The 11,742-nt window shown below is 55.4% G+C and carries 8 protein-coding genes; 2 read left to right on the top strand and 6 right to left on the bottom strand.

The genetic code is table 11. The features are described 5' to 3' along the window. Window positions 1-33: 33 nt before the first annotated feature. Both AC6I8X_RS06415 and AC6I8X_RS06410 read right to left on the bottom strand, forming a co-directional pair. Window positions 34-915: an Rpn family recombination-promoting nuclease/putative transposase gene (locus AC6I8X_RS06415; protein WP_313682546.1), complete on the bottom strand. Its 882-nt coding sequence runs from the start codon at window positions 913-915 to the stop codon at window positions 34-36. Between the two features lie 200 nt (window positions 916-1,115). After that, window positions 1,116-2,234, bottom strand: coding sequence for a suppressor of fused domain protein (locus AC6I8X_RS06410; RefSeq protein WP_313682544.1), 1,119 nt, complete (start codon window positions 2,232-2,234; stop codon window positions 1,116-1,118). 225 nt (window positions 2,235-2,459) lie between these two features. On the opposite strand from AC6I8X_RS06410, the gene AC6I8X_RS06405 reads away from it, so the two are divergent. Next, a complete protein-coding gene (locus tag AC6I8X_RS06405) occupies window positions 2,460-2,753 on the top strand; it encodes a hypothetical protein (protein WP_497840749.1) in 294 nt (97 codons plus the stop codon). 4 nt (window positions 2,754-2,757) lie between these two features. Here AC6I8X_RS06405 and AC6I8X_RS06400 read toward each other — a convergent pair whose 3' ends face one another. Next, entirely contained in the window at window positions 2,758-3,621 is an 864-nt protein-coding gene (locus tag AC6I8X_RS06400) for an oxygenase MpaB family protein (protein WP_497840748.1), read from the bottom strand. Window positions 3,622-3,737: 116 nt separating this feature from the next. Further along, a complete protein-coding gene (gene bglX / locus AC6I8X_RS06395) occupies window positions 3,738-6,035 on the bottom strand; it encodes a beta-glucosidase BglX (protein ID WP_497840747.1) in 2,298 nt (765 codons plus the stop codon). Between the two features lie 157 nt (window positions 6,036-6,192). On the opposite strand from bglX, the gene dld reads away from it, so the two are divergent. Next, entirely contained in the window at window positions 6,193-7,896 is a 1,704-nt protein-coding gene (dld, locus tag AC6I8X_RS06390) for a D-lactate dehydrogenase (protein WP_497840746.1), read from the top strand. Between the two features lie 96 nt (window positions 7,897-7,992). On the opposite strand, the gene AC6I8X_RS06385 is transcribed toward dld, so the two are convergent. Together AC6I8X_RS06385 and pbpG are read right to left on the bottom strand one after the other, a co-directional pair. Further along, complete coding sequence (locus tag AC6I8X_RS06385; RefSeq protein WP_497840745.1) at window positions 7,993-10,431, bottom strand: DUF3772 domain-containing protein; 2,439 nt, start codon at window positions 10,429-10,431, stop codon at window positions 7,993-7,995. Window positions 10,432-10,604: 173 nt separating this feature from the next. After that, window positions 10,605-11,555, bottom strand: a complete 951-nt coding sequence (gene pbpG, locus AC6I8X_RS06380; protein ID WP_313682530.1) for a D-alanyl-D-alanine endopeptidase — start codon at window positions 11,553-11,555, stop codon at window positions 10,605-10,607. Window positions 11,556-11,742: the final 187 nt, after the last annotated feature.

Raw genomic sequence — 11,742 nt, 5'->3', positions numbered from 1 at the left:
CCGTCAAGGAGGAAGGGGCAAAACTTGTGGTATTCAGGCATTCAGCTGCTGAACGTCACTCTCGCTCAGGCCAGTGAATTTCATGATGGTTGCAACGTCTATTTTGTCTAAAAGCATGCGCTGAGCCACCTGCAATTTACCCTCCAGGAGCCCTTCCTGACGCCCTTCCTGACGCCATTGCTGTTCAACAGTCATAATCTGTTCCTTTAACTGAGGTTTGGTTTGTATCAATGTCTCAACGAGCTTTTCCCGATCATCGGTATCTCCATGCCGTAGAATATAGTAGATCACGTCGATAGAGAGATCATCATCGTAATCTACTGACAATAGCGTGGCTATCGGGTCAATGTTTTCCAGTATGTCGCGCAGACGAATGATCTTATGTGCCATCTCCAGCCGTGCCACGGCGCGGTGCGCCATGATCTCCTCATCCGGAATGACCGTGACATCAATCAGTGGGAAGGGATGGCAGTAAATCTGCTCAGCCAGTTCCTGGTTGCGGAATGAAGCCAGCCAGTTCATAGAGTAAGGATAGGGACTGTTTTTTCCCTGATAGAACAGCATTGGCACCACAATTGGTAATTCGTTATGGCCTTCATCAAGATGGCGCTGCATGGCAGCAATGGCGTAGCGCATCATGCGTAAAGTCATATGTTTATCAGGGGAACTTTGGTGCTCAATCAACGTATAGATATACCCATCACCACAGTCAGTTTTCATTGAAAGCAAAACATCAGAATAAAAAGCGCTGAGATCCCGTTCAATAAACGTGGTTGGTATCAGTTGCAACGTATCCAGGTCGCAGTGGCAGCGTATTGTTGACGGCAGGTGAATTTCCAGGAACTGCCTGGCAAGAGGGAGCTGACTCATAAATTTTTTGAACAGGGCATCGTGCGGTGTCACTGTGGCGCTCATGAAGACTACCTGCCAGGTAATGGGAGAGCCCAACGCTACCATAGAGGCTATATCACTGATATATAAGGGATGAAATTATCAGGAGGATTTAATGTATTCAGAATAACGTGATAAAACCATCAGCTTTAAACCCTTTCCATCTGCTCTGGCTACGTGAGTTATCTGTGTCTGATGGGGGCTCTCACCCCCCCAGACGGTGGCTACCTGACATGCGGGGAAGGTTCTACCACTTCCTGACGAGGGCGAAAAATATGGTCGTTACCTTCAGCCAGCAGGCGCTGCACCAACTGCTGACCGCCGCGCTCGTCGGCCTGGGCAAACTGACGCTCGGCCTCAGTAATCGGCGTGGACCACAGTAAATTAACCCGATCGCCTTCGCGCTTCGGCAGACGGAACTGAGCGGGTTCCGGGGCCAGTCCATTTGCCAGCAGGAAACTTTCAAACCCCACCGGTGCAACTTCCGACGCCAGCGTATGGCCTTCTCCCAGCCAGGTCAGCCGCGCCCACGGCAGATGAGCAAACTCCGCCAGTGCGCTGGCCATCTGCACCGCATTGGCTTCGTCCATCACTTCGCCATCCACCGCCATCGCCAGTTCGATTCGCCGATACTGCGGGGCCAGCTCATCAAACAGGTAATCCACCTGTGGCATCGGACGGATGCACATCCCCAGGGTGAGAAAATACCAGACGCCCTGATGCCAGTGCTGCGAAATCGCCATCGGCGGCCAGTTGCCCTGATCGATGGCGTAATACTTCACCGACTCGCCAAATTGCGCCTGATAGCACTGCATCAGCTCACGCTGCACCGTATCCCACTGATGGCCGTCGTGCCAGTCTCGCCAGAAATGACGCTGTTGTTCTGCGCGCGCGTAATAATCATTGGTTGACGCGGAACCGAGCGGTGCCGTCAGGCGATTGGCTTTGATGCAACCTGCCGAGAAGCTGACCTGTTTGTCCTGATACAGGCTCCAGCCAGGGATCACCGCCAGCAGTTGGCCGTAATACCACAGCGCCGCGCCCTCATCGCCCGGTTCCCATATCACCTGTAAACCTGCCGGATCGAGCATCGGCTCGGCTTCCAGCGTGCGGCAATACTCAGCGCTGAGCAGCGGTGCGATACCCTGCTCCATCGCAGCACGATCTTCGGTGGCGGGTGCGGGCAGCAGGTTGCGTAGCCAGCACCCGCGCACCGCATACTGGCTGCGGAACAGGTCACTCGGCCAGATGTAAAAATAGGCCGTGCGCGCGTCCTGCTCGACGATAGCCGTTAATGTGTGTTGCTGATTAGGCACCTCAGCAATCAGAGGTTGGTGTGTCATAACGCCTCAACAATGCCTGGAGGGATCCATTTCCCCCGAGAATAGAGCAGGATCGGCACTCGCGCCATGTGACACAAGGGTAAAACTCTCAAAGTGATGCGGGGAAAGGTTGAGGATTGTTGATGTTTCGCTACGGGCATCGCACTCAGACATCAAATTATTTCGCGATTCATTTGCTGCGGCACATGCTATTGTCGCCCCATTCGCATCAAAGGAGTCGCCGTTATGGTGCTGCAAAATCTGGATTTGAACCTGCGTGATGTGGTGATTTTCGCCCTGCTGGTATGGTTGTTTATCCGCTACACCTGGGTGATGTCAGCGTTGACGTTGATCGCTGGCGGCATTGCCTTGCTGGTGATCCTGCCTGCCGATCTTTACTACAGCCTGATACCGCTGGCGCTGATTGGCTTCGGGCTGGGCATGTTGATCCACCACTATCAGTTGCGGCAGTTAACGCTGCGCCGCGAAGCCAGAACGCCACGTACTTACACCAAAACCGGAGATGGGTTTCATCCGTGATGAATCAGCGGCCCATACGTTTCATGGCGCGCGCATAAGCTCCACGCTGGATCGACCAGCGCAACAACCCGGCAATCAGATGAATTTGTCCATCCACCAACCGTTGCTGCACAGGATTGATGGTTAAGCCTGCCTGCTGCTGCGCCCAGTCGGGCAGCAGACCCGTCCCCGCTTTCAGCATCACCTTCATCACCGGTTTCGCCTGCCAGCTGGGGGCTGGCGCGTTCATCAGCAGTTGCGTAACTTCACGTGTGCGTTCATCGCACACCAGCTGCGGACGCATCGCCTGCAAATAGTCTTCCACCGCCGCGACACTTTGCGGCACCTGCTCTGCCCCCAGAGATTCAGCAATCAGCGCCGCTTCCTGATAATAACGATCCTGCTCCGCCAGGCTGAGATGGGGATTTTTGTAGCGCAGGTGGGCGGCAAGGAAGCGGCTGGTTTCCGCCACATGCACCCAGGTCAGCAACTGCGGGTCGCTGGCGGCATACGGATGTCCGGCATTATCAACGCCAGTCACGCGCAGATGAATCCGTTTGACGCGTTCAATCAGCGTATGGGCATCCTGCCGGTTACCAAAGGTGGTGACGGCGATAAACTGACTGGTGCGTCGTAGCCGCCCCATCATGTCTTTGCGGAAGTTGGAGTGATCCCATACACCGGCCAGCGCTGCCGGATGCAGCATCTGCAACAGCAAGGCACTGATGCCGCCGCACATCATGGATGCAAAATCACCGTGCACACGCCAGATAACGCTGTCCGGCCCGAACAAGCCCGGGTCGCCTGGTGGTTGCGAGATGTCGAATTCATTGAGCGAGAGGCCATTCAGGCGAAAGACTTGTTGTTCGATGCGGTTGCGGATATTCATGTTTTTGTGGTTGTACCGTGGATAACCAGGTCAGCATAAATGCTGCCCCTACGAACGCATAAGCATAACATCGCAGGGGCGGCATTTATGTCAACCTGGTGCGGAACAACAGCTAATCAGAGATAATCGAAACTGGCGTCCTGGGTGCGCACCGAATCCAGCCCAATCATCACATTGAACTTACCTGGCTCAGCCACATGCTGCATTTTTTGATTCCAGAACTTCAGCGCATCCACATCAATCTTAAAGCTCACCGTTTGCGATTCACCCGCCTTCAGCATGATGCGTTTGAAGCCATGCAGTTCCGCTACCGGGCGGCTGATGCTGGCAACCGGATCGTTAAGATACATCTGCACTACGGTGGCACCGTCACGCTTGCCGGTGTTGGTTACCGTCACGCTGGCTTCTACCGATCCGTTACGCGGCATGGTTTTCGCGGACATTTTCACCGGCGAGACACTAAAAGTGGTGTAGCTCTGACCATAGCCAAACGGATAAAGCGGCCCATTGATGGCATCGTAGTAATGCGAGGTGTATTTGTTTGGCTTCTCGAAGTTATACGGGCGACCCGTCGGCAGATGGTTGTAATAAATCGGAATCTGCCCCACTGAACGGGGGAAGGAAACCGGCAGCTTACCGGATGGGTTGTAGTCGCCAAACAGCACATCGGAAATCGCGTTACCGCCTTCCGTGCCGCTAAACCAGGTTTCCAGCATCGCATCCGCCTGGCGATCTTCGTTCACCACATTGAGCGGGCGGCCATTCATCAGCACAATCACCAGCGGTTTGCCGGTGGCTTTCAGCGCCGCCAGCAATTTCTGCTGACTTTCCGGTATCACCAAATCACTCTGGCTGGAAGCTTCGTGCGCCATACCCTGCGCCTCGCCAACCGCCGCCACCACTACATCGGCCTTTTTCGCGATAGCCACGGCTTCATCGATCATCTGCTGTGGACTACGTGGATCGACGGTCACTGCTTTTTCATACAAATTCAGGAAGTTCTGAATACCTGTGTTATCGGTGATATTCGCCCCTTTGGTATATAGCAGCGTGCCCTTGCCTGCCATCGCCGTGCGCATGCCCTGCAACAGGGTGATGGATTGACTGGCTACCCCGGCTGCGGACCAGCTGCCCATAATGTCACGCTGGCTGTCAGCCAGCGGGCCGACCAGCGCTATGGTAGCATCGTGCTTCAGCGGCAGCGTCTCATGCCAGTTCTTCAGCAGGACGATACTTTTACGCGCCACGTCACGCGCTTCAGCACGGTGTAACCGGCTTTCGGCGTTGGTGTCCTGCGGATCGCTGCCTTTTGGCCCCAGATGGCTGTAGGGATCGTTAAACAGCCCCATATCGTATTTAACGTTCAGCACATGGCGCACCGCATCATCAATTTCCGCCATGCTCACGACACCGCGTTTCACCAGCCCCGGCAAATATTTGCTGTAGTATTCATCGCTCATACTCATATCGATGCCGGATTTCAGCGCAATGCGCACCGCGTCCTGTGGATCGCTGGCTACACCATGCTTGATCAGCTCTTTGATCGCGCCATGATCGCTGATGGTGATGCCTTTGAATTTCCACTCGCCACGCAGCAGATCTTTTAACAGCCAGCTATCTGCCGTCGCCGGGGTACCGTTAATTGAGTTGAGCGCCACCATCACGCCACCGCTGCCCGCATCCAGCGAGGCTTTATACGGCGGCATATAATCCTGGAACATGCGCTGCGGGCTCATATCCACGGTGTTGTAATCACGCCCCCCTTCCACTGCGCCATACAGGGCGAAATGTTTTACGCTGGTCATGATCGAGTAGCGATCCGCCGGGCTTTTGCCCTGCATCGCTTTCACGAGGGTGCTGCCCATTTGTGAGGTCAGAAAGGTGTCTTCACCAAAGCCTTCGGAGACGCGTCCCCAGCGCGGTTCACGACTGACATCCACCATCGGTGCCCAGGTCATGTTCAGGCCATCATCGGCCGCTTCATAGGCAGAAACCCGTCCGACTTCCGCCACCGCATCCAGATCCCAGCTTGATGCCAGCCCCAGCGGAATCGGGAACACGGTGCGCTGGCCGTGTACCACGTCGTAAGCAAAGAATAAGGGAATTTTCAGGCGGCTGAGCTGCATCACCTGATCCTGCATGGCGCGAATATCCGGACGCGTCACGGTATTGAAAATCGCCCCGACCTGCCCGTGCTGAATCATGTCACGGATGGCTTCTTTTGGGTTATCCGGCCCCACGCTGATTAAACGCAGCTGACCAATTTTTTCATCCAGCGTCATCTTGCCGAGCAGTTGGTTAACGAAGGCGTCACGCGCCTGTTCCGTCATCGGATGGTTACCAAACATGTCATCCGCCAGTGCGGGTTGAATGGCGAGGGATACAGCGAGGCTAATAGAGCAAATCCATTTCATCAGGTCAGGTTCTCTTAAGTGACTGCGCAATATAAAAATAGCCAGGGAAGTGTGCCATAAGATGAGGATAGCAGGTAGCCACCGATGTCACATCGCCACCGCTTCGCCCCAGGCGTGCTACAGTATTTTTCGCAACGTTAATGACAAGGATAAGCCAATGACCCTCTCTGATTCGAACCTGCTGGGTGAGCTGCGCCGCCTGGTCGGTTCTGCACAACTGCTGACCGACGCCGAACAAACGGCGCGCTACCGCAAAGGCTTTCGCTCTGGCGAGGGTGAAGCGCTGGCGGTGGTGTTCCCTGGTACACTGCTGGAGTTATGGCGGGTATTGCAGGCGCTGGTGGCGGCCGATGCCGTCATTCTAATGCAGGCCGCCAATACCGGGCTGACGGAAGGTTCGACGCCAAACGGTAACGATTATGATCGTCCGGTGGTGATCATCAGCACGCTGCGCCTAGACAAGCTGCAATTGATTGATAGCGGCAAACAGATCCTGGCGTTCCCCGGCAGTACCCTGTATCAGCTGGAGAAAGCGCTTAAACCGCTGGGACGTGAGCCTCACTCGGTCATTGGTTCCTCCTGCATTGGCGCGTCGGTGATGGGAGGGATCTGCAACAATTCCGGTGGTTCCCTGATCAAGCGCGGTCCGGCTTACAGCGAGATGGCGCTGTATGCGCAGATTGATGCCGAAGGAAAGCTGCATCTGGTGAATCATCTGGGTATCGAACTCGGTCATTCGCCGGAAGAGGTGCTGGGAAGACTGGATGACGATCGCTGGCAGCAAAGCGATGTTATCTGGGACGATCGCCACGCATCGGATCATGAATATGCCGATCGCGTACGCGATATCCACGCCGATACCCCGGCACGTTTCAATGCCGATGCACGCCGCCTGTTTGAAGCCTCTGGCTGTGCCGGCAAGCTGGCGGTGTTTGCCGTGCGCCTCGATACCTTCGCCAGCGAACCGAAACAGCAGGTGTTCTATATCGGCAGTAACGATCCGGCAGAACTGGGGGAAATTCGCCGTCATATCCTCGAGAATTTCCACAACCTACCGGTGGCAGGGGAATATATGCATCGCGATATTTTTGATATCGCCGAAGTGTATGGCAAAGATACCTTCCTGATGATCGACCGGCTTGGTACCGACAAGATGCCGCTGTTTTTCACCCTCAAGGGACGCCTTGATGCCTGGCTGGCGAAGCGTAACTGGATCAAGCCGCACTTTACCGATCGCCTGTTGCAACGCCTGAGTACCCTCTTCCCGGCCCATCTGCCGAAACGTCTGAAACAGTATCGCGACAGATATGAACATCATCTGATGCTGAAAATGTCCGGCGATGGCGTGGCCGAGGCGCAGGAATATCTGCACGACTTTTTCCGTGAAGGTGGCGGGGAGTTTTTTGCCTGCGATGCCAAAGAAGGCGCGCATGCGTTTCTGCATCGTTTTGCCGCCGCCGGTGCCGCCGTGCGATATCACGCGGTCCATGCGGAGGAAGTGGAAGATATTCTGGCACTGGATATTGCGTTGCGCCGTAATGACCACGACTGGTTTGAGCGCCTGCCACCGGAATTCGATAACGATCTGAGCCATCGTCTCTACTACGGCCACTTTTTCTGTCACGTATTCCACCAGGATTACATCGTGAAGAAAGGCGTGGATGCCCATGCGCTGAAGGAGAAGATGCTGGCGATTCTCAGCCAGCGTGGCGCGGAATACCCGGCGGAGCATAACGTCGGGCATTTGTATGCCGCGAAGCCGCAGCTCCAGGCGTTCTATCGCCGCCTGGACCCCACCAACAGTTTTAATCCGGGGATTGGCAAAACCAGTAAGCAGAAAGGCTGGGCAGTGAAAGCTTAGCCTGCCCCGTAGCGGCGCGATTTATCGCGCGGGTTTTTCCGGCATCGCGCACGAAATTGCGCGATAAATCGCGCCGCTACGGGATAATACCGTGATTTAAGACAACGGCTCGCTGTCGCCTGCGGCGGCCTGCTGCGCGCGACGTTCGATGATCATCGTCTGCGGCGTTGACAGCACAATGCCCTCTTTACGCAGACGCGTGAGAATATCGAACAGCAAATCACTTTTGGCACCGGAGATCTGACGCTGGCTGGCAACGTTACCGGTTACGCTCAGCACGATCCCATTGGGTGACAGCTCCTTAAACGATACCGACGGCGCGGGCGATTCCAGGATGCGCTCATTCTCCTCATAGACTTCCAGCAGCAGTTCCCGCACCCGCACCGGATCAATATCCAGCGGGAAGTTCAGCGGGATGGTGACCACGCCCTGCGCATTACCCATGGTGGCGTTACGCACATTTTGTGAGATGAATTGCGAGTTCGGCACAATCACCGTCGATTTATCGCTGAGCTGGATCTCGGTGGCGCGCACATTGATGCGGCGGATATCCCCTTCAATGCCGCTGATGGTTACCAGATCGCCCACTTTAACCGGACGCTCGGTCAGCAGAATCAGGCCGGAGATAAAGTTCTTCACTATCTCCTGCAAGCCAAAACCGATACCTACCGACAGGGCACTGACGATCCACGCCAGTTTGTTCCATTGCAGACCCATAATCGACAGCGTCAGCAGGATAATCAGCACGTAACCAATATTGCTGAACAGTGTCACCAGCGACACGCGCATTCCCGCGTCCATGGTGGTCTTCGGCAGGAACTCTTTATCCAGCCAGCGGCGCACCGCGCGTAGCACGTAAATGCCCACCACCAGACACAGAATGGCGTTGACCAGATGAGCAGGAACAATGTTCAGCGACTCCAGCCCTTTACCACCCCAGAACTCAATGACTTTCTGGATCAGCTCAATCGGCGTAGATGAAGCAAAGGTACCGTTAAGCAACGCCAGGGCGACAATGCCAATCAGCGCAGTTTTACCCAGTGCGCCGAGCAGCGTGGCCGCCTGTTGCAAGTGGCGCTCATCAATATTGAGTGAACTCTGAATACGTTTGCCACTGCTGTTTTGCGTCGAAAACAGCGTGTCACAACCGTCGGTGATCAGTTGGCTGAGGAAATAGAACGAGCCAAACAGGATGCCACACCAGATCAATTCATAGCTGAGGAAACGCGCCAGTGAGACGTAGCCAATTACCAGGAATACCAGGATGGCGAGCGCCGTCAGCGTCAGTCCCATCTGGATCAGACCGACCAGCGTAGAACGCGCCTCCGGTGGGTTACCCGCTTGCACCATACGGCGACGCACCCGGTTGGTACGCATGCTGATCGCCAGCCCGGTGCCACCAATCAGCAGCGCCGTCAGGCCGTTGGCAAAAATGGTGGTGTTGAGGCTGGTGCCCACGCTGTAGTTGAATGATTCAACCGTCTGGAAAATAAACACCAGCACCGCGGTGATCGGCGGAAAGGGTTTTAGCGCCTGCGCCACTTCATTCGAGATACTGGGTAAACGCCAGCTGGGACGACGCGTTGACAGGAAAGCACGCCCTAAACCCGCGATCAGGCCGCAATAGACGCTGAGTTGCACCAGGCGCAAGATAAAATCCTGCACATCGGCCGACACTTCATCACGACGGGCAAACGCCAGCGCAAAGAAATTGAAGGTCAGCACCACTGCCGCCAGGGTGGTCAGCGCGATGGCGGTGGCGAGAAAACTGCGGCGCAGACGCCCTTCCGGCATTTTGTGGATACTCACCCACGCGAGAAACTCTTCGCCGTAACGACGGCCGAGCGTCATCACCAGCATCGCGGCGATCAGCCAGCTAATGGTGCCGAAGCGCCAGCCCGGCTCCCACGACAACGCAGCGGTGTCTTGCAATTCACTCAGGAAGTCGCTGATTTTCTCGCCATCAAGATCCTGAGTGCTGACCAGCGGTGACCAAAAACGCGGGCCGAAAATACTGCCGGAATTCAGCGCCAGCTGACTTTTCAGCTGGTCACGGCGCAGGTTAACGATTTGCGACGACAACACCAGCGCACCGTTTTTGATGCCTTCCGCCTGCTTGATTTGATCGTCCAGCTTACTTTTCTGATTCTCAAGCGTGCTGCGCTTACGCGTCACTTCCGGGGTTTCTTTCATACCACTATCGGGCTTCGGTGCCGGACCCAGTACCGCCAGCTGGGCATCAAGTTGCTGACGCTGAGGAATCAACGCCTGTCCGAGCGTATCAGCATTGCCGGAGAGTTCCAGCGCCATCTCGTTGAGTTGGTTGAGCTGGTTTTCATTGGTATTTCCCGACACCTGACCTTTTATCTTGTCGAGAATTTTCTGCATTTTAGGCAGCTCGACCGAGGCGTTAACCTTCGGCGTCGTATCCTCTTGCGCAGGCGTGGCAGCACTGTCATCAGCCAGTGCCATCGCCGGTACGGCCAGGGCCATTAACAGCAGGAAAGGAGCAAAAAGAGATCGAAACGTAAACATAAGAGTGAGATTCCAGCGCAATAACAGTCTGCAGACGCATCTGATTGTGAGTCTGTGGCGGCTAGTGTAGGCCTTTGGCAATCGTGAAACTATAGGAATGAATGCGTAAAACATGGGTCATAACGATAAGATTTTTTGCAGATGCCACCCGGCCGGATGGCATCTGCGACAGATTATTCGACGTTCTGTCCCTGAGCGCCGTTGCTCGCGGTTTGTGAGGCTTTCTGTTTTTTATACGCCAGCGCCGCCGCCGGTACGGGTGCGGCTTTGCCGGTTTCCAGCCAGTCGCGCAGACGATTGGCATCCGCGAAGTGGGTGTATTTGCCAAAGGCATCCAGCACCACCAGCGCAACCGGGCGATTGTTAATAAAGGTGCGCATCACCAGGCAATGGCCCGCTTCGTCGGTATAACCGGTTTTAGTGAGCTGAATACGCCAGTCATTTTTGTACACCAGGTGGTTGGTGTTACGGAACGGCAGCGCATAGTTCGGATGTTTAAACACCGCGGTATCTTCTTTGGTGGTACTCAGTTCCCCAATCAACGGATACTGACGCGTGGCTTTTACCAGCTTAATCAAATCTTCCGCGCTGGAGACGTTTTGAATCGAGAGCCCTGTCGGTTCCACATAGCGGGTATGGGTCATGCCAAGGGAGCGGGCTTTGGCATTCATCGCGCGGATAAAGGCATCGTAGCCACCCGGATAGTGATGCGCCAGGCTGGCAGCAGCACGGTTTTCCGATGACATCAGCGCCAGCAGCAGCATATTACGGCGGCTGATTTCGCTGTTCAGCTTGACGCGGGAAAACACGCCGCGCATCTCCGGGGTATGGCTGATATCCACCGACAGCATTTCATCCAGCGGCTGTTTGGCATCCAGCACCACCATCGCCGTCATCAGCTTGGTGAGTGAGGCGATCGGACGGACGCGATCGGGATGGCTGGAATACAGCACTTTGCCGCTATCCAGATCGACAATCATCGCACTGCCAGAGGCAATTTGCGGTTGTGCGACAGGTGCCAGATTTGACAGCGCAGCAGGCGCGGCCAGAACAGGTGTAGTCACTGCCGGTGCGCCGATCATCAGCGCCAGCGACAGTAAAGAAATACGCATTTTTACAGACATCGTGTCAAAAAAATCCGGTGAGGAGTTTTGTGCTGTGCTATCGCACAGGCCGCGCGCATCAGGCCAGATGGGATGCGGGCTGGCGACAGCATAATACGTGGTTCTCTGCGAAATTTCCTGGAGAGATTGTTTCCGGGCGTTAAAAATCAGGATGGGATCAAAAAGGGCGGCACAAGGCCGCCCAGGT

The organism is Pantoea sp. X-Soil-TKNS-1280 (assembly GCF_059730475.1).
Note: the sequence above shows the minus strand (reverse complement) of the source record. Positions and strands in the feature narration are given on the sequence as shown.

Coding starts and splice junctions, on each gene's coding strand:
- AC6I8X_RS06385 (WP_497840745.1), bottom strand. CDS start 10,431: ATGTTTACGTTTCGATCTCTTTTTGCTCCTTTCCTGCTGTTAATGGCC.
- dld (WP_497840746.1), top strand. CDS start 6,193: ATGACCCTCTCTGATTCGAACCTGCTGGGTGAGCTGCGCCGCCTGGTC.
- AC6I8X_RS06415 (WP_313682546.1), bottom strand. CDS start 915: ATGAGCGCCACAGTGACACCGCACGATGCCCTGTTCAAAAAATTTATG.
- bglX (WP_497840747.1), bottom strand. CDS start 6,035: ATGAAATGGATTTGCTCTATTAGCCTCGCTGTATCCCTCGCCATTCAA.
- AC6I8X_RS06410 (WP_313682544.1), bottom strand. CDS start 2,234: ATGACACACCAACCTCTGATTGCTGAGGTGCCTAATCAGCAACACACA.
- AC6I8X_RS06400 (WP_497840748.1), bottom strand. CDS start 3,621: ATGAATATCCGCAACCGCATCGAACAACAAGTCTTTCGCCTGAATGGC.
- AC6I8X_RS06405 (WP_497840749.1), top strand. CDS start 2,460: ATGGTGCTGCAAAATCTGGATTTGAACCTGCGTGATGTGGTGATTTTC.
- pbpG (WP_313682530.1), bottom strand. CDS start 11,555: ATGTCTGTAAAAATGCGTATTTCTTTACTGTCGCTGGCGCTGATGATC.